At 70.6% G+C, this 17,742-nt stretch carries 17 protein-coding genes; 11 read left to right on the forward strand and 6 right to left on the reverse strand.

The window, feature by feature from the left end; translation table 11 throughout:
* The first annotated feature begins 192 nt into the window (after positions 1 to 192).
* From ACFYNP_RS20530 to ACFYNP_RS20570, 9 genes are all read left to right on the forward strand, one after another.
* Positions 193 to 1,419, forward strand: coding sequence for an amidohydrolase (locus ACFYNP_RS20530; RefSeq protein WP_388406979.1), 1,227 nt, complete (start codon positions 193 to 195; stop codon positions 1,417 to 1,419).
* 140 nt (positions 1,420 to 1,559) lie between these two features.
* Positions 1,560 to 2,624 (forward strand): BMP family protein, encoded by a 1,065-nt coding sequence (locus ACFYNP_RS20535; RefSeq protein ID WP_388405954.1) that lies wholly within the window; start codon positions 1,560 to 1,562, stop codon positions 2,622 to 2,624.
* A gap of 156 nt (positions 2,625 to 2,780) precedes the next feature.
* On the forward strand, positions 2,781 to 4,418 hold the full coding sequence (locus ACFYNP_RS20540; protein ID WP_388405956.1) for an ABC transporter ATP-binding protein: 1,638 nt from the start codon (positions 2,781 to 2,783) through the stop codon (positions 4,416 to 4,418).
* The gene (locus ACFYNP_RS20545) at positions 4,415 to 5,539 is read left to right on the forward strand and encodes an ABC transporter permease (protein WP_167157457.1); all 1,125 of its coding nucleotides are present in this window, start codon (positions 4,415 to 4,417) and stop codon (positions 5,537 to 5,539) included. Before ACFYNP_RS20540 ends, ACFYNP_RS20545 begins: the two co-directional genes overlap by 4 nt.
* On the forward strand, positions 5,536 to 6,825 hold the full coding sequence (locus ACFYNP_RS20550; RefSeq protein ID WP_388786963.1) for an ABC transporter permease: 1,290 nt from the start codon (positions 5,536 to 5,538) through the stop codon (positions 6,823 to 6,825). The genes ACFYNP_RS20545 and ACFYNP_RS20550 overlap by 4 nt, the downstream gene beginning before the upstream one ends.
* Positions 6,822 to 7,214, forward strand: coding sequence for a cytidine deaminase (locus ACFYNP_RS20555; protein WP_388405961.1), 393 nt, complete (start codon positions 6,822 to 6,824; stop codon positions 7,212 to 7,214). Before ACFYNP_RS20550 ends, ACFYNP_RS20555 begins: the two co-directional genes overlap by 4 nt.
* Before the next feature lie 100 nt (positions 7,215 to 7,314).
* Complete coding sequence (locus tag ACFYNP_RS20560; protein ID WP_388405964.1) at positions 7,315 to 8,592, forward strand: thymidine phosphorylase; 1,278 nt, start codon at positions 7,315 to 7,317, stop codon at positions 8,590 to 8,592.
* A gap of 108 nt (positions 8,593 to 8,700) precedes the next feature.
* On the forward strand, positions 8,701 to 9,291 hold the full coding sequence (locus ACFYNP_RS20565; protein ID WP_388786966.1) for a Uma2 family endonuclease: 591 nt from the start codon (positions 8,701 to 8,703) through the stop codon (positions 9,289 to 9,291).
* Positions 9,292 to 9,313: 22 nt separating this feature from the next.
* Positions 9,314 to 9,640, forward strand: coding sequence for a lipid asymmetry maintenance protein MlaB (locus tag ACFYNP_RS20570; RefSeq protein ID WP_388786969.1), 327 nt, complete (start codon positions 9,314 to 9,316; stop codon positions 9,638 to 9,640).
* A gap of 124 nt (positions 9,641 to 9,764) precedes the next feature.
* On the opposite strand, the gene ACFYNP_RS20575 is transcribed toward ACFYNP_RS20570, so the two are convergent.
* The 3 genes from ACFYNP_RS20575 to ACFYNP_RS20585 form a co-directional block, all read right to left on the reverse strand.
* Positions 9,765 to 10,937: a methyltransferase domain-containing protein gene (locus tag ACFYNP_RS20575; RefSeq protein WP_388786971.1), complete on the reverse strand. Its 1,173-nt coding sequence runs from the start codon at positions 10,935 to 10,937 to the stop codon at positions 9,765 to 9,767.
* A gap of 6 nt (positions 10,938 to 10,943) precedes the next feature.
* On the reverse strand, positions 10,944 to 11,087 hold the full coding sequence (locus ACFYNP_RS20580) for a hypothetical protein (protein ID WP_388786974.1): 144 nt from the start codon (positions 11,085 to 11,087) through the stop codon (positions 10,944 to 10,946).
* Positions 11,088 to 11,564: 477 nt separating this feature from the next.
* Positions 11,565 to 11,888 carry a hypothetical protein gene (locus ACFYNP_RS20585; RefSeq protein ID WP_388786977.1) on the reverse strand — a complete coding sequence of 108 codons (324 nt, stop codon included), beginning with the start codon at positions 11,886 to 11,888 and terminating at the stop codon, positions 11,565 to 11,567.
* A 129-nt stretch (positions 11,889 to 12,017) separates the two neighbouring features.
* Here ACFYNP_RS20585 and ACFYNP_RS20590 point away from each other — a divergent pair, with 129 nt between their 5' ends.
* Positions 12,018 to 13,373 (forward strand): hypothetical protein, encoded by a 1,356-nt coding sequence (locus ACFYNP_RS20590; RefSeq protein ID WP_388786979.1) that lies wholly within the window; start codon positions 12,018 to 12,020, stop codon positions 13,371 to 13,373.
* Between the two features lie 95 nt (positions 13,374 to 13,468).
* On the opposite strand, the gene ACFYNP_RS20595 is transcribed toward ACFYNP_RS20590, so the two are convergent.
* Both ACFYNP_RS20595 and ACFYNP_RS20600 read right to left on the reverse strand, forming a co-directional pair.
* On the reverse strand, positions 13,469 to 14,470 hold the full coding sequence (locus ACFYNP_RS20595) for a sigma-70 family RNA polymerase sigma factor (RefSeq protein ID WP_388405984.1): 1,002 nt from the start codon (positions 14,468 to 14,470) through the stop codon (positions 13,469 to 13,471).
* Between the two features lie 91 nt (positions 14,471 to 14,561).
* The gene (locus ACFYNP_RS20600; RefSeq protein WP_388786982.1) at positions 14,562 to 15,845 is read right to left on the reverse strand and encodes an MFS transporter; all 1,284 of its coding nucleotides are present in this window, start codon (positions 15,843 to 15,845) and stop codon (positions 14,562 to 14,564) included.
* Positions 15,846 to 15,964: 119 nt separating this feature from the next.
* Here ACFYNP_RS20600 and ACFYNP_RS20605 point away from each other — a divergent pair, with 119 nt between their 5' ends.
* Positions 15,965 to 16,861: a LysR family transcriptional regulator gene (locus tag ACFYNP_RS20605; RefSeq protein WP_388405989.1), complete on the forward strand. Its 897-nt coding sequence runs from the start codon at positions 15,965 to 15,967 to the stop codon at positions 16,859 to 16,861.
* A 24-nt stretch (positions 16,862 to 16,885) separates the two neighbouring features.
* On the opposite strand, the gene ACFYNP_RS20610 is transcribed toward ACFYNP_RS20605, so the two are convergent.
* Positions 16,886 to 17,650, reverse strand: a complete 765-nt coding sequence (locus tag ACFYNP_RS20610; protein WP_388405991.1) for an alpha/beta hydrolase — start codon at positions 17,648 to 17,650, stop codon at positions 16,886 to 16,888.
* Positions 17,651 to 17,742: the final 92 nt, after the last annotated feature.

Genomic DNA, 17,742 nt, shown 5'->3' on the forward strand with positions numbered 1-17,742 from the left:
AGGGCGGCCGCTCCTACTCTGGGGGGAACGTCCGCGCCCGGACATCGGGCGGAAGGATGAAATAGTTTACCCAGTTGTCACGAACGGCATGCGCCGTGCGACCAGCTTTCTTTCCCCTATGCGGCTGAACTTTTGTTGATCGCGAGCGAGTTGACCCCTCAAGAGGCCTACCCTCAACGAGTGAACCAGTTGATGTCCCGTGAGTCGTCCGAAGCCGATCTGCCCGGCGAAGCACCGCTGCCCGGCGAGCTGAGCGAGGCGTTGTTCGCCGAACTCGTCGCCTTCCGGCGGGACTTGCACATGCATCCCGAGCTCGGCAACCAGGAGTTCCGGACCACCGCCGCGATCAAGGCCCGCCTCGAAGCGGCCGGCCTGGAACCGCGGGTGCTCCCTTCCGGCACCGGCCTCATCTGCGACATCGGAACCTGGGACCACGAGCGCCCCGCGCTCGCCCTGCGCGCGGACATCGACGCGCTGCCCATCCCCGACGCCAAGGCGGGCGTGTCCTACCGGTCCACCGTGCCCGACCGCGCCCACGCCTGCGGCCACGACGTGCACACCACCACCGTCCTCGGCGCGGGCCTGGTCCTCGCCGGGCTGCACCGCGAGGGCCTGCTGCCCGCCCCGGTGCGGCTGCTCTTCCAGCCCGCCGAGGAGGTGCTGCCCGGCGGCGCGGCCGACGCCATCGCGGCCGGCTGCCTGGACGGCGTGGGCCGGATCATCGCGGTGCACTGCGACCCGCGCGTGGACGCCGGGCGCATCGGACTGCGGCACGGCGCCATCACCTCCGCCTGCGACCGCCTGGAGGTCTCCCTGGACGGACCCGGCGGCCACACCGCGCGCCCGCACCTGACGACCGACCTGGTGACCGCCGTCGCGCGGGTCGCCGCCGACGTGCCCGCGCTGCTCGCCCGCCGCATCGACGCCCGTGCGGGCCTCGCGCTCACCTGGGGCCGCATCGAGGCGGGCCACGCCTGCAACGTCATCCCGATGCACGCCGAGCTGGCCGGAACCGTGCGCTGCCTGGAGCTGGCGGCCTGGCGCGACGCGCCCGACCTGGTCCACGCCGCGATCGACGAGGTGGCCGCCCTGCACGGGGCCAAATCGGAGATCAACTACGTCCGCGGGGTGCCCCCGGTCGTCAACGACCCGATCGTCACCGAGCTGCTCGCGGAGGCGATGACGGCCCGCCGCGGGGCGCACGCGGTCGAGGACACGGAGCAGTCACTGGGTGGCGAGGACTTTTCCTGGTACCTGGAGCATGTACCTGGGGCGATGGCCCGCCTCGGGGTCCGTACCCCGGGCTCGAATGCCCGGCTTGACCTGCATCGAGGTGATTTCGACGCGGACGAGGCCGCCATCAGGGTCGGGGTCGAACTCTTCACCGCCGCGGCGCTGCTCGATGGCAACCGCTCGTAACCGGACACTTCATCCTCTGTTCGCGGCGATTCGATAACGGCTTACGAACAGGGCTTTACGCGACATCTACGCGCGTTACGATCCGACGCGAAACCAGCGCCGGTAGGGGCGCCTCGGTTCAGGTTTGAAGGGACCTCCTCGTGCGCCGGGTATCCAAGATCGCTGCGGCAGGTATCGCCACCGCCGCGCTCGCGCTTTCCGCCACCGCCTGTGGCTCCACGTCCTCCCAGAAGGACTCGGGCAACTCCTCCTCGTCCGCCGCGGGCGGCAAGGGCGTCAAGATCGGTGTCGCGTACGACGTCGGCGGCCGCGGCGACCACTCGTTCAACGACTCCGCCGCGCGCGGCATCGACAAGGCCAAGGCCGAGTTCGGCGGTGACGTCAAGGAGCTGACCGCCAAGACCACCGACACCGAGGCCGACCGCGAGCAGCGTCTGACCGACCTCGCGGGTGCGGGCTACAACCCGGTCATCGGCATCGGCTACGCGTACGCGAACTCGATGAAGAAGGTCGCGGTCAAGTACCCGAACGTCACGTTCGGCATCGTCGACTCCGTCGTCGAGGGCCCCAAGAACATCGACAACATCGTCTTCACCGAGGAGCAGGGCTCCTACCTCGCGGGTGTCGCCGCGGCGCTGAAGACCAAGACGAACCACGTCGGCTTCATCGGCGGCGTCGACGTCCCCCTCATCAAGAAGTTCGAGGCGGGCTTCAATCAGGGCGTCAAGGACACCAAGCCCGACGTCAAGGTCGACAACCAGTACCTGTCGCACGGCTCGGACACGTCCGGCTTCGCCAGCCCCGACAAGGGCAAGGAAGCCGCCCAGGGCATGCTCGACAACGGCGCCGACGTCATCTACACCGCCGCCGGCTCCTCCGGCACCGGTGCGATCGAGGCCGTCGCGGGCAAGAAGGGCGCCTGGGCGATCGGGGTCGACTCCGACCAGTACCAGCAGGCCTCGCTCTCCAAGTACAAGAACTCGATCCTGACCTCGGTCGTCAAGAACGTCGACATCGGCGTCTACGACCTGATCAAGTCGATCAAGGACGGCAAGCCGCTGGTCGGCACCAACAGCTACCCGCTGGCCAAGGGCGGCGTTTCGCTCGCCACCAGCGGTGGCTTCATCGACGACCTGAAGGCGCAGCTCGACGCGGCCCAGAAGAAGATCGTCGACGGCTCCATCAAGGTCAAGACGACCCCGTGACCCGGGACGGTCACTGACCGTCTCCCGTCGCATCCGGCCCGGTGAAGCAGGGACCGCCCTGCTTCACCGGGCCATAACGAAGTGTCAACTCTACGCGCGTAGGCCGGAGTTGGCGCGCCAGGAGTGTGCTGAACTACTAGGCCGGGCGTCCGGCCGGTGGCCCAGTGCGCTTCCAGGCTTCCCCGGAAGCTCCCCGCCCCCCGCTCCTGCCCACGAGGAGAGTGCGCCATCAACGCGTCCAGCCCTCCCGCCGTCGAACTGCGCGGCATCACCAAACGATTCCCCGGTGTCGTCGCCAACAAGGACATCGACATCACCGTCCGCAAGGGCACCGTGCACGCGCTGTGCGGTGAGAACGGCGCCGGCAAGTCGACCCTGATGAAGATCCTCTACGGCATGCAGAAGCCGGACGAGGGCACCATCACCATCGACGGCGCCCAGGCCTCCTTCTCCAGCCCGGCCGACGCCATCGCGCTCGGCATCGGCATGGTCCACCAGCACTTCATGCTGGCCGACAACCTGACCGTCCTGGAGAACGTCGTCCTCGGCGGCGAGAAGCTGTACGGCATCGGCTCCAAGGCCCGCAACAAGATCAAGGAGATCTCGGACGCGTACGGCCTCGGGGTCCGCCCGGACGCCCTCGTCGAGGACCTCGGGGTCGCCGACCGCCAGCGCGTGGAGATCCTCAAGGTCCTCTACCGCGGCGCGCGCACCCTCATCCTCGACGAGCCGACCGCGGTCCTGGTCCCGCAGGAGGTCGAGGCGCTCTTCGACAACCTGCGCGAGCTCAAGGCCGAGGGCCTGACCGTCATCTTCATCTCGCACAAGCTGGGCGAGGTCCTCTCGGTCGCCGACGAGATCACGGTGATCCGGCGCGGCACCACGGTGGGCACCGCCGACCCCCGCAGTACCACCACCAAGCAGCTCGCCGAGCTGATGGTGGGCAGCGAACTGCCCTCGCCCGAGACCCGCGAGTCGACCGTCACCACGGTCCCGATGCTCCAGGTCGACGGCCTGAGGCTGGCCGCCACCGACCCCGACGGGGTGGTGCGCGAGGTGCTGTCCTCGGTGTCCTTCACCATCCACAAGGGTGAGGTGCTCGGCATCGCCGGCGTGGAGGGCAACGGCCAGGCCGAGCTCGTCGAGGCCATCATGGGAATGCGGATCCCCGACGGCGGGGTCATCACGCTCGACTCCACCGACATCTCCACGGCCCCGACGCGCAAGCGCCGCGAGGACGGCATCGGCTACATCCCCGAGGACCGCCACCGCCACGGCCTGCTCCTGGAGGCCCCCCTCTGGGAGAACCGGATCCTCGGCCACGTCACCGAGAAGCCGAACTCCAAGGGCGCCCTCCTCGACAACAGGGCCGCCCGCGTCGACACCGAGCGGATCGTGCGCGAGTACGACGTGCGCACCCCCGGCATCGAGGTCACCGCGGCCTCCCTGTCCGGCGGCAACCAGCAGAAGCTGATCGTCGGCCGCGAGATGAGCCACAACCCGAAGCTGCTGATCGCCGCGCACCCCACCCGGGGCGTGGACGTCGGCGCCCAGGCGCAGATCTGGGACCAGATCCGCGAAGCCCGCCGTGAGGGCCTCGCCGTACTCCTGATCTCCGCCGACCTGGACGAGCTGATCGGCCTGTCCGACGCCCTGCGGGTGATGTACCGGGGCCGTCTGGTCGCCGACGCCGACCCCGCCACGATCACCCCCGAGGAACTGGGTTCCGCCATGACCGGTGCCGCCACCGGCCACCTGGAGCACCAGGAGAACACTGGGGGAGAGGACCGATGAAGAAGCTCACCTCCCGCATCGACAAGGAGAAGCTGCTCCTCGCGATCGCGGCCCCCGTGCTCGCGCTCGTCGCGGCCCTTGTCGTCACCGCGCTGATCATCCTCGCCACCGGCAAGAACCCGTTCCCGGCCTTCAACGACATGCTGTCGTACGGCTCGGCGAGCGACAGCCAGGTCTACATCCTCAACAAGGCGACGACGTACTACCTGGCGGGCATCGCGGTGGCCATCGGCTTCCGGATGAACCTGTTCAACATCGGCGTCGACGGCCAGTACCGCCTGGCCGCGTTCCTCGCCGCCGTGGTCGGCGGCGCGCTGAGCCTGCCCGGCATCGTGCAGATCCCGATCATCATCGTCGTCGCCATGCTGGTCGGCGCGATGTGGTCGGCCGTCGCGGGCATCCTCAAGGTCACCCGGGGCGTCAGCGAGGTCATCTCGACCATCATGCTGAACGCCATCGCGACCGCGATCATCGCCTATCTGCTCCAGCCCGACCGGCTCGGCCAGCTCGACGAGGCGGGCACGCTCGTCTCGACCAAGCCGCTGCCCACGTCGTCCTGGTTCTTCACCATGGACATGGGCCCGGCCGGCCAGCTGTGGGGCTTCATCGTCGTCGCGGTGCTCGTCGGCGTCGCGTACTGGTTCACGCTGGGCCGCACCCGCTTCGGCTTCGACCTGCGGGCGGTCGGCCAGTCCGAGTCCGCGGCCGCGGCCAGCGGCGCCAACGTCAAGAAGATGATCGTCACCAGCATGATCATCTCGGGTGCGGTGGCCGGTCTGGTCGGCATGCCGACGCTGCTCAACGACAGCCACCAGTTCGACAACAGCTTCCCGCTCGGCCTCGGCTTCACCGGTATCGCCATCGCCCTGCTCGGCCGCAACCACCCGGTGGGCGTCGCGCTCGCCGCGCTGCTCTGGGGCTACCTGGAGCGCACCACCGGCCACTTCGAAGTGATCGGTTACGACAAGGAGATCCTCGGCGTGATCCAGGGCGTCATCGTCCTGTGCGTCGTGATCGCCTACGAACTCGTCCGCCGATACGGCCTCAAGCGCCAGCAACAGCGCGTCGGCGCCGAGCTCGCGGCCCAGGCCGCCAAGACCGAGACGGAGGTGACGGCATGAGCGTCACGACCGAAACGACCACGACCCCACCGCCTCCGGCCGGGGTCAAGCGGGGCAACGCCAAGCGCAAGTTCTCCCTCGCGCAGGTCCTGATGATCATCGCGGGCGCGCTGATCCTCGTCTCCGCCGTACGCGTCATCACCGGCGCCGACCAGCTCACCAGCGAGGGCCAGATCAGCGCCGCGCTCGGCCTCGCGGTGCCCATCGGGCTCGCGGGCCTCGCGGGCCTGTGGTCCGAGCGGGCCGGCGTGGTCAACATCGGCCTCGAAGGCATGATGATCCTCGGCACCTTCGGCGCCGGCTGGGTCGGCTGGCAGTCCAGCCCCTGGCTCGGTCTGCTCGCGGGCATCGGCTTCGGCGTCCTCGGCGGACTGATCCACGCGGTCGCCACCATCACCTTCGGCGTCGACCACATCGTCTCCGGTGTCGCGGTCAACCTGCTCGCGCTCGGCGTGACGCAGTACCTGGCCAAGCTGTTCTTCAACGGCGGCGAGGCCCAGGTCAAGGGCGGCAACCCCAAGCAGTCGCCGCCCGCCGACGCGCTGCCCAGCTTCTCCGTCCCGGGTCTGTCCTCCGGCCTTGAGTCGCTCCAGAACCACCACTGGTTCCTGATCTCCGACCTCGCCGGCATCGTCGGCGGCCTGGTCACCGAGGTCTCCTGGGTCACCGTCATCGCCGTCGCGCTGTTCGTCGGCACCTGGTGGCTGCTGTGGAAGACGGCCTTCGGCCTGCGCCTGCGGTCCTGCGGCGAGAACCCGATCGCGGCCGAGTCGCTCGGCGTCAACGTGTACTCCTACAAGTACGCGGCGGTCGCCGTCTCCGGCGGCCTCGCCGGTCTCGGCGGCGCGTTCCTCGCCCTGGTCACCTCGCACATCTACCTGGAGGGCCAGACCGGCGGCCGCGGCTACATCGGCCTCGCCGCGATGATCTTCGGCAACTGGCGTCCGGGCGGACTCGCCATGGGCGCGGGTCTGTTCGGCTTCTCCGACGCGCTCCAGCTGCGCAACGGCGGTCCCACCGTGCACGCCCTGCTGCTCCTGCTCGTCGTGCTGCTCGCGGCGCTCGCGGGCTGGAAGCTGTACAAGAAGGCCAAGCTGCAAGCCGCGATCAGCGCGGTGATGGCCGTGCTGATCCTGGTCTGGTACCTGCTGACCGACGACGTGCCCGGCGACTTCGTCGGCGCGACCCCGTACGTCGTGACGCTGCTCGTCCTCTCGCTCTCCGCCCAGCGTCTGCGGATGCCCAAGGCGGACGGCATGCGCTACCGGAAGGGCCAGGGCAAGTGACGCCGGAGCCCGACTGGGACGCTCTGCGCACGGCCGCGCGCGAGGCCATGTCCCGCGCGTACGCGCCGTACTCGGGCTACTCGGTCGGGGCCGCGGCCCTGGTCGACGACGGGCGCACCGTCACCGGCTGCAACGTCGAGAACGCCTCGTACGGCATCGGCCTGTGCGCCGAGTGCGGTCTTGTCTCGGCGCTCCAGCTCTCCGGCGGCGGCCGGCTGACGCACTTCACCTGCGTCGACGGGCACGGTGACGTGCTGGTGCCGTGCGGCCGGTGCCGTCAGCTGCTCTTCGAATTCGGCGGTCCCGAGCTCCTGTTGGAGACCCCGAAGGGCATCCTGACGCTGGCCGAGATGCTGCCCCAGGCCTTCGGCCCGGACCACCTGAAGTAACCTCGCGGCCCTCGCACCCCGGTGCGGGGGCCGCACTCTCAACCTCCCTCTATGCGCGTAGAGTCGCGCACGTAACGTGCACCAAGCCGGAAGGAATGCCATGGACGTCATCTCCGTCATCCGCACCAAGCGAGACCGGGGCGAGCTGTCTCCCGAGCAGATCGACTGGGTCATCGACGCGTACACGCGCGGCGAGGTCGCCGACGAGCAGATGTCCGCCCTGGCCATGGCGATCCTCCTCAACGGCATGAACCGCACGGAGATCGCCCGCTGGACGGCGGCGATGATCGCCTCCGGCGAGCGCATGAACTTCGACTCGCTCTCGCGGCCGACCGCCGACAAGCACTCCACCGGCGGCGTCGGCGACAAGATCACGCTGCCGCTCGCCCCGCTGGTCGCCGCCTGCGGCGCGGCCGTGCCGCAGCTCTCGGGCCGCGGTCTCGGCCACACCGGCGGCACCCTGGACAAGCTGGAGTCCATCCCCGGCTGGCGCGCGCTGCTCTCCAACGAGGAGATGCTGAACGTCCTGGACACCACCGGCGCGGTCATCTGCGCGGCGGGCGACGGCCTGGCCCCCGCCGACAAGAAGCTGTACGCGCTGCGTGACGTGACGGGCACGGTCGAGGCGATCCCCCTGATCGCCTCCTCCATCATGTCGAAGAAGATCGCGGAGGGCACCGGCTCGCTGGTCCTGGACGTGAAGGTCGGCACCGGCGCGTTCATGAAGAACATCGAGGACGCGCGTGAACTGGCGTCCACGATGGTCGCGTTGGGCACGGACAGCGGTGTCAAGACGGTGGCCCTGCTCACCGACATGTCCACCCCGCTCGGCCTGACCGCGGGCAACGCCCTCGAAGTCCGGGAATCCGTCGAGGTGTTGGCGGGCGGCGGCCCCGCCGACGTCGTCGAGCTCACCATCGCACTGGCCCGCGAGATGCTGGACGCGGCGGGCATCAAGGACGCCGACCCGGCGAAGGCGCTGGCCGACGGCTCCGCGATGGACGTGTGGCGCCGGATGATCGCGGCCCAGGGCGGCGACCCGGACGCGACCCTGCCGGTCGCCCGCGAGCAGCACGTCATCACCGCCCCCTCCTCGGGCGTCCTGACCCGCCTGGACGCGTACGACATCGGCGTGGCCGCCTGGCGCCTCGGCGCGGGCCGCGCCCGCAAGGAGGACCCGGTCCAGGCCGGCGCGGGCGTCGAACTCCACGCCAAGCCCGGCGACACGGTGACCGCGGGCCAGCCCCTGCTGACCCTGCACACGGACACGCCGGAGAAGTTCGAGTACGCGCTGAAGTCGCTGGACGCGTCGTACGACGTGGCACCGGCCGGCACGGCGTTCACGGCGACTCCGATCGTGCGGGAACGTATCGCCTGACCTGGGCTTTCTCGGGGGTTTCCTCGTATGGGTGAACGGGACCGGTGGGCCTCCGCCGGTCCCGTTCGGCATGCTGCACTCGTGACGAACCGACGCGGGGAGACCGGCATGAGCGCACTCACCGTCGACCACTCCGGCACCGGCCACGAGTGGGACGACATCGTCCGGATCCGGGAGGAGACGGACGCACCCGAGGGCTGCAAGGTGGAGATCATCGAGGGGATCGTCACCGTGTCACCACTGCCGTCCGACGAACACAACGACACCGCTGAACAGCTGCACTGCCGCCTCTACAGCGTGATCCCGGAGGACTGGGCGATCTACCAGAGACTGGGGATCGTCCTCCGGCAGAGCGCGGGCCTCTACATGCCCGACCTCGTGGTGATGCCGCGATCACGGCTGAGCCAGGGACCGGACGGCCGTACGGCCGCGGAAGACGCCGAGCTCGTGGTCGAGATCACCTCCAAGAGCAACGCCAACCATGACCGGGTGACGAAGACCCACGGCTACGCCAAGGCAGGCGTGCCGTTGTACTTGCTCCTCGACCCCTGGCACTCGGGCCGACCGACCGCGACGCTCTACGGCGAACCGGAACACGGCACCTACCGAGTCCTCGGTACGGTCGAGTACGGCGAGAAGCTGACGCTGCCCGCCCCCTTCGGCCTGGAGATCGACACCGGAAGCTTCCCGGTTCGCTAGCCCCGGTCCGCATCCGCCACCGATGAGTTCCGCCCTCCGACCCGGTCTCATCGTTGTGGAAGCCACCGACTCCCCGGAGCAGCACCCTGTCCTCGTCGTCCCCCACCCCGTCACCTTCGCCGACGTCCCGCTCCTGTGCGAGCGGCTCCGCGGGCTGTACGGGGGCGGGGCCCGGGAGGTCGTGTGCGACCTCGCCGCGGTCACCCGGGCCGACCTCGCGGCCGTCGAGGCGGTGGCCCGGCTGCGGCTGACTGCCCGGCGGGCCGGGGGGCGTCTGCGGATGCGGGGCGCCGGGGCCGGGCTGGTGGCGCTGCTTGAGCTGGTGGGGCTGGGGTCGGACGCACCGTGAACCCGCCCTCGGCCGCGGGTCGGTGCGCGGCTGGCCGCGCCCCTTGCCTCACCTACCGGTGCGAGCACCTTCCCGTGCGGGCACCTTCCTGTGCGGGTTCCCGTACGGGTTCCTGTGCGGGCCGTCAGCCCACCACCGGAACGGGGTTGTCCGGGGAGTCGAGCCAGGCCCGTTCACCGTCGCCCCCCATGGCCAGCCCGAACCGCTCGAACCCCGGCCCGCCCCGCGCCTCCCACCAGAGGTACGCGGCCTCCGTTTCGTCCCACAGCCGTCGTGGCCCGCTCTGCACCACCGCGAAGGAGTCCGCCTCCGGCTCGTAGTCGGCGGACGCCCACGACAGCAGGTCGGTGCTGTACGTCCACAGTGTGTACGAGCCGTCCCCGTAGCGCTCCACGCTCCAGAACGCCCCCGGCATCTGGAGTCCGATGGCGAACTGTTCCACCCATCCGGCCACCTTGGCGGGGGAAAGCCCGGTAGTGGTCTCGGCGCCGTCGGCCGGCCACGCCTCGCCCTTGAGGAAAGCGTCGTGCGGGGGCAGGCCCGGGCGCTGTTGCCGAAGCCGCATGAACGCACTGGAGCGCGTGAACCGCCCGCCGGCGGTCCCGTCGCCGGCCACGCTCAGTCTGACGATGGCCTCACCGCCGTACAGCGTCCCCCAGGGGGTCACGATCAGCCCGCCGACGCGTGTCTGGTCCACCCAGGCTCGCGGAACCTGTCCGACTGAGCAGGTGGCAATGATCCGGTCGTAAGGGGCCCCGCCCGCGTGTCCGAGCTGTCCGTCTCCGACGATCACCAAGGGAGACAGCCCGGCTCTGCGATGACGCTCTCCGGCCGCCTTCGCGACCTCGGGGTCGTACTCGACGGAGACGACGTTCCCCTTGCCGAGCCGGTGAGCGAGCAGGGCCGAACTCCAGCCGGTTCCCGTCCCGATCTCCAGGACCCGGTGCCCGTCCCGCACGTCGAGATCGGCCAGCATGGAGAACACCATGCGGGGCTGGGAATTGGAGCTCGACGGAGTCCTGCCCAGGCCTTCCCCGGTGTGGCTGCCGTCGTCCCATTGCGTAGTCAGCGGGATGTCGGAGTACACCGCCCTGAGCCATGCGTCCGGGTCCGTCGCGCGGTCGACCACGGGGTTCTGCCGGGTGCCGTCGGAGATGCCCGGCCAGATGCGGTCAGGGACGAACAAGTCCCGGGGGACCGCGCGGAAGGCGGGCAGCCAGTCCGGTTGCAGGGCGCCCGAGGCAAGGAGCGCGGAGGCGAGCCCCGCAGGGCCGGCCCCCTCTGCGCGCGTGATCATCCGGTGCTACTTCTTCGCGGGGCCGGAGCCGTCGGAGGGGTTGCCACCGCTCGTCTCGGAACCGCCACCGCCGTGCCCGCGTCCGCTGCTGCCGTCATCCTGCTGGCTGCCGCCCTGGCCGCTTCCGGTACCGCCGCCGTGCTTCGACATGTGATGTTCCTTCACTCGTGATGGTGGGGGGATGCTGCCCCACCCTGGCGGGGTGGGAGTGTGTGGGGGTCTTGTCGACCCGATCCACGACGGCGATGTGCTGCGCGTGCCGGTTACGGACCTCACCGACTGGTCCCGTCGTCCTCAGCGCACCGAGGGTGCCAATAGGCGACGCCGGGCGGTCCGTTCCGCCCGGCGAGGATTCCCCGCCGGGCGGGCAGGTGGAGGGGGATCGGTTGGTGACAGGCCGGGCATGTCTCGCGCTTCACGGTGTAGGTCACGTACTCGAACTGGACCGCCTCGGCAGCGGACTTGTCTTCCACGCCAACTCTCCCTCTCTTCGCTCCCTCTCTTTGCCCGCCGCGCAGTCGACTTCCTGCGGGCACGGTGGGTGCGGGCCGGTCTGTCCAGGGCCAACACCCTTGCAACGCCGCACAGTTGGTGCCCCTTGCTGTCATTTCTGGACGCATGCGGTGGCTATTCGGTGCCTTCTGCTTCGGCCCGCTCGGCCTGGTCGGCCGGCGCCACGACGGCCGTGTCCTGGATCGTGCGGGAGAACATGGCGTGACCGGTGCGAGCCGTGTGCTCCCGCATGGCTTGACTCACCTCGTCGGTCGTTGCCGTCGGCAGGACCACGTAGTGACACGCCCCGTTCGTGCACGTGGCCGAGACGCGGAAGGCCGCGTCCGGGAGCGTCGCGACCGAGTAGCGCTCGAACCGCGCTGCGCTCTCGCTGCTCATCGGCGCCGCCCCTCGACCGGTGAATCCGTCGGCCCGGTGACCGGTGCTGTCCACGTCCATGGCGCGGTTCCTTCCTCGGTGGCCTCTCCTGCCTCTACGCAACCGCACGACCACGCTCGGCGGTACCGTGTAAGGACGGTCAGAGCATGAAAGCCATGAACGCCACGCGAAATGCCGGGAGTTGAGGGCATGGCCAACCGGACGCGCATCCCGAACGAGAGTTTGAACCGGCTGCTTGAGCAAGCCAAATGGTCTCGCTCTCAGTTCGCGCTCATCGTCAACCGCATGGGTGCGGAAGCCGGAATGGATCTTCACTACGATCAATCGGCGGTGTCCCACTGGGTGGCCGGGACCACACCGGTCCCCCCGGTCAGGCGCCTGATGGTCGAAGCGTTCTCACGCAAGCTGCACCGGACGGTGACACACGCGGAGGCCGGCCTGCCGCCGGCCGCATCCGACCAGGCGCCGCCCGGCATCGACACGGTGGAGGAAATCGTCGATCTGGGAAGGGCCGACATGGACCCGTCGCGCCGGGGCGTCATCGCCGCAGCCGGCCTGTTCTCCGCCGCCCTGGCCGTGCCGGTGTTCTCCGAGGACGCGCATGCCGCCGACGCCGCCCCCGTGGTTTCCGGCAAGCAGACGGTACGGATCGGCGCCGGACAGGTCGAGTCGGTCCGCAGGATGACCGACAAGATCGCGGACATCCTTGACGAGTTCGGCGGAGCGCATGCGAGGCCGATGGCTGCGGCGTTCCTCGTCAACACCGTTGTTCCGTGGCTGCGCGCCGAAGCGACCGACGCGGTCCGGAAGGACATGTGGGCCGCCGCCTCGGACCTCGTCTACCTGACGGGGTGGATGGCCATGTACGAACGGGACCATGGAACGGCGCAGACGTACTACCTCAAGGCACTGAAGCTGGCGAACCGCGCGGAAGACCATGTGACGTACTGCCGAACGCTGCGCGGTATGAGCCTCCAGGCGTCAAACCTCGGGTACGGGCCGCTGGCGCTCACGTTGGCCGACTCGGCAGCCGAAGCGGCCCCCAAGGCCGGCCCCCGCCTCACGGCGTTTCTCACCGGTCAACAGGCACACGCCACCGCGATGGTGGGAGATCACCGGGGCGCGCGGACCCTCCTTGCGGCGACCGAATCCGCCTTGATGCGGGCGGACAACCGCCGCGAGTCGATCGGCGGGTACGACCAGTCCGCATACGCCTTCCACGTGTCGCACGTTCTGTACGAGGGGAGGGACCTGCCAGGCTCCATCAGCGCCCTGCAACAAGCGCTCAAGGTCCAACCCGTCAACGAGCGACAGGGGAGGGTCCACTTCTACGCCGTGCTCGCCCAACGCCAGCTTGAGTACGGCCACCTCGACGCCGCTTGCGACTCATGGGCGCGCTTCCTGGAGGACTACGAGCATGTGGCGTCCGCCCGGGGGGACGAGCATTTCGACACGATGCGGCTTCGCCTGAAGCCGCACAGGAACACCCGAGCCGTCCGCCAACTGACCACGCGGATCAACGAGGTTGCCCGGCTCAAGGCGTAAGGCCCCTGAGCCTGGAGCGCCCCCGCCAACCCGCCCCTCGAAGCGGCGGGCTCCTCGATGTCGACGTGCGCGGTGTCGACCGGACGGCCTCCCTTTCAGCGCGCCGGCACCGGCTCCCCCTCCGCGTCCAGCCGGGCCGGGAGGTCGAAGAGCGGGAACCAGCGGTCCGTGTCCAGGAACGAGCAGATGCCGGACACCTTGCCCCCGGTCGTCTCGATCACCATCAGGGCCCACGGCGTGAAGCCGCCCGCCGGGTCCGGGTGGTAGTGGGCGAACGCGGGCGTGCCGTTGGCCACCGTCGGGAGCAGGCGCGAGCCCCGGCAGACCTCGCCCACGCCGAGCATCCAGCCCACGATGTCGTCGTGGCCGCGCAGCCACAGGTCGTACGGCGGCATGGACAGCGTCGCGTCCTCGTGGAGCAGGGCGGTCAGGGCCGTCATGTCGTAGCCCTCGAAGGCCGCCACGTACCGCTCCAGGAGCTTCTGCTGCTCCTCGTCCAGCGGATCCGCCGCGTCCGACTCCCTCGGCTCCGACTCGGCCAGCGTCGAACGGGCGCGCTGGAGCGCCGAGTTGACCGATGCCACGCTCGTGTCGAGCAGCTCGGCGACCTCCGCCGCCTTCCAGGCGAGCACCTCGCGCAGGATCAGCACCGCGCGCTGCTTGGGCGGCAGGTGCTGGAGCGCCGCGACGAAGGCGAGCCGCACCGACTCGCGGGCAACGGCCGCCTCCGCCGGGTCCTCGATGGTGGGCAGCACCCGCCCGTCCGGCACCGGCTCCAGCCAGGTCACCTCCGGGCGGGAGTTCAGCTGCGCGTTGGCCACCGGCGTGGGCGCCGTCAGGTCCATGGGGCGGGCCCGTTTGTTGCCCGCGGTCAGCATGTCCAGACAGACGTTGGTCGCGATGCGGTAGAGCCACGAGCGCAGCGAGGAGCGGCCCTCGAACTTGTCGATGCTGCGCCACGCCCGCACCAGCGTGTCCTGCACCGCGTCCTCCGCCTCGAAGGCCGAGCCGAGCATGCGGTAGCAGTACCCCGTCAGCTCCCTGCGGTGTTCTTCGAGGCGTACGTCCAGATCCGCCGCCGCTGCCAGATCACTCATCGGTCCACCCCGCGTCGTGCCGTGTAATGCCAGCACTTCGGAAGCTACCCGACCCCACTGACAATCGCGCGTGAACGGAAGAACGCGCAGGTCAGTGGCGGGCGTGGGCCAGGTGCAGGCCGTGGCCGCGGCGCTCGGCGCGGGCCGCGTGCGAGCCGTACAGGGTCACCGAGACGACGCCGAGGACCGCGAGGATGCCGAGCAGGACCGTGGCCGGCCAGCCGCCGGAGTGGAAGGCGACCGCGCCGAGCGTGCCGCCCGCGCTGGAGCCCAGGTAGTAGGCGGACTGGTACAGCGCGGACGCCTGCGCGCGGCCGTGCTTGGCGGTGTGGCTCACCGAGGAGGAGGCGACCGCGTGGCCCGCGAAGAAGCCCGCGGTGATCAGCACCAGGCCGGCCAGGATCGCGGGCAGCGAGGAGGCGAGGGACAGGAGCAGGCCCGCCGCGGTCGTGGAGACCGCCAGGTACAGGGCGCCGCGCCGGCCCACCCGGGCCACCAGCTTGCCGGCCGCGGCGGAGGAGACCGTGCCGACCAGGTAGACCAGGAAGATCGAGCCGATCAGGCCCTGCGGCAGGTTGAAGGGCGCCGCGGTGAGGCGGTAGCCGATCACCGTGTAGACCGCGCCGAACACCGTCATGAACAGCGCGCCGATGGCGTACAGACGGACCAGGAGCGGATCGGCGAGGTGGCCGCGCACCGTGCGGGCCAGGGCGCGCGGGTTCAGCGAACCCGGCGTGAAATGGCGGGCCTTGGGGAGCAGCAGCCGGAACACCACCGCGCACACGGCCGCGAGCGCGCCCACCGCGAGCAGCGCCGCGCGCCAGCCCCAGGCCTGCGCGACCCAGCCGGTCAGGATGCGCCCGCTCATGCCGCCGATGGAATTGCCCGCGACGAACAGGCCGATCGCCGCGACCAGCGCCTTCGGCTTCACTTCCTCCGCCAGGTACGCCATGGCCGAAGCGGGCAGCCCCGCGATCGCCGCGCCCTGCACCGCGCGCAGCGCCACCAGCCAGCCCACGTTCGGCGCGAACGGGACGAGCAGGCCCACCGCCACCGCGACGGCCAGCGACACCGTCATCATCCGGGTCCGCCCGAACCGCTCGGACAGCGCGCTCAGCGGCAGCACGAACAGGGCGAGCGCGCCGGTCGCCGCCGACACCGTCCAGCTGGCCGCGCTCGCCGTGGCCCCGAGGTCCGCGGAGATCAGCGGCAGCAGGGCCTGGGTGGAGTAGAGGAGGGCGAAGGTGGCGACACCGGCGGCGAAGAGCGCGAAGCTCATCCGGCGGTAGCCGGCGGCGCCGGGGGTGAGCTGGAGCGGGGACGACGAGGGGGAGGCGGCCACGGTGGTGGACGCCCCGGTACTGGCGGGAGGCATACGACGACCGTAGGCCCGTCGTGTTTATGCGTCCAATGCACAGATGGGGGACAATCGATCCACTCCCGCATCAGCAAAGGTCAGAGGCGCGCGTGTCATTGAACAGTTACGAAGAAGACATGGCGATGGCATTGGCGCCGCGCCTCGCCTACTTCGCCGGAGTGGCCCGGCACGAGCACGTCACCCGCGCCGCGCACGAGCTCGGAGTGCCCCAGTCCACCCTGTCGCGCGCGATGGTCCGCCTCGAAGAGGACCTCGGCGTCGCCCTGTTCGCCCGCAAGGGCCGTACGGTCTCGCTGACCGCCGCGGGCCGCACCTTCCTCGGCTCCGCCGAGCGGGCGCTCGCGGAGGTCGGCCGGGCCGCCGAATCGGTGCGCGCGGACGCCGACCCGGCCGCCGGCAAGGTCGCCTTCGGCTTCCTGCACACCATGGGCTCCGAGACCGTGCCGGGCCTCATCCGCGCCTTCCGGGTGGACCACCCCCGCATCCGCTTCACGCTCGTCCAGAACTACGGCGAGGCGATGATCGAGCGGCTGCGGGCCGGCGAGCTCGACCTGTGTCTGACCTCGCCGGTGCCGGACGCGCCCGACCTCGCGGCCCGGCGCCTGGACGAGCAGCGGCTGCGTCTGGTGGTGCCCGACGACCACCGCCTCGCGAGCCGCAAGCGGGTACGGCTCGCGGAGGCCGCCGACGAGACCTTCGTGACCCTGGAGCCCGGTTACGGGCTGCGGCGCATCACGGACGACCTGTGCGCGGAGGCCGGATTCGCGCCGCGCATCGCCTTCGAGGGCGAGGAGGCCGAGACGCTGCGCGGCCTGGTCGCCGCCGGGCTCGGCGTCGCACTCCTGCCGCCGCCCGCGGTCGCCCGGCCGGGCGTCGTCGAGCTGACCGTCACCGCCCCGCGCGCGGTGCGCGAGATCGGCGTCGCCTGGCTCGACGGGCACCCGGACACCCCGCCGGTGGCCGCCTTCAAGGCCTTCCTGCTGTCGCGGCGGGGGAAGCTGATCCCCGAATAGTCCGCGCCAGGATCCGCAACTCCCTCACGGATGAAGGGACTTGCCGAAGCCGGCGGCCAGTGGCATCCGCAGCCCCAGCGGCGGCGGCGCGGCGAACGCGTCGGTGACCGGGCGGGCGTACGGCCGTGAGAACAGGGTGCCGAAGACGAAGTCGACCGCCAGCGCGTGGACTTCGGGCCGGTGCTGGCGCATCGCGTGGCCGTCGGAGTGCACTTCGAAGCGGCAGGTGTCCCGGTTGGCCTTCTTGGCGCGCTCGGCGAGCCGGTAGGACAGCTCCGGGTCGCTGCGCGAGTCGTTGGTGCCGTGCACGATCATCACGCGCCGGCCCACCAGCTGCTTCACCGGCTCCGGGTCGGCCGCCATGTCGTCCTCGGGGATCCAAGGGGCCAGCGCCAGAACGGAGTTGACGGCCGGATGGCCCGCCGCCCGTAATGCGGCCCGGCCGCCCATGCCGTGCCCCGCGAGGCACACCGGGACGTCTCCGTAGCGCCGTACCACCTCGTCCGCGGCCCACTCGGCGTCCGTCGCGAGCCGTGCGTCGCCGCCGTTCCAGCCCTGGCCGCGGTAGTGCACGGCGTGCGCCACCAGGCCGTCCTCGCGGCCGTCCCTGGCCAGCCTGCGGGCCAGCGGCAGCGCGGCCGCGTACGCGAGGGGGGAGGGCCGGCGTGCTGAGACGGGATCGCCGTCCGGCAGCACGAGGACCACACCGCTGACCGTCGCGCCGGCGCCGGTCGCGCCGACGGCCCGTCCCAGCCGGGCAGCAGGCAGGGGAATCGCTTGCTGTGCCATGGCAGAACAGTCTCAGAAGCCCGGGTGTACGCCACCCGTCCGCACGGTCACTGTTACGTATCGACGGCCCGCGGAAGCCGGGTGATCTACGC

It is taken from the genome of Streptomyces sp. NPDC006691 (assembly GCF_042869955.1).
Classification (GTDB): Bacteria; Actinomycetota; Actinomycetes; order Streptomycetales; family Streptomycetaceae; genus Streptomyces.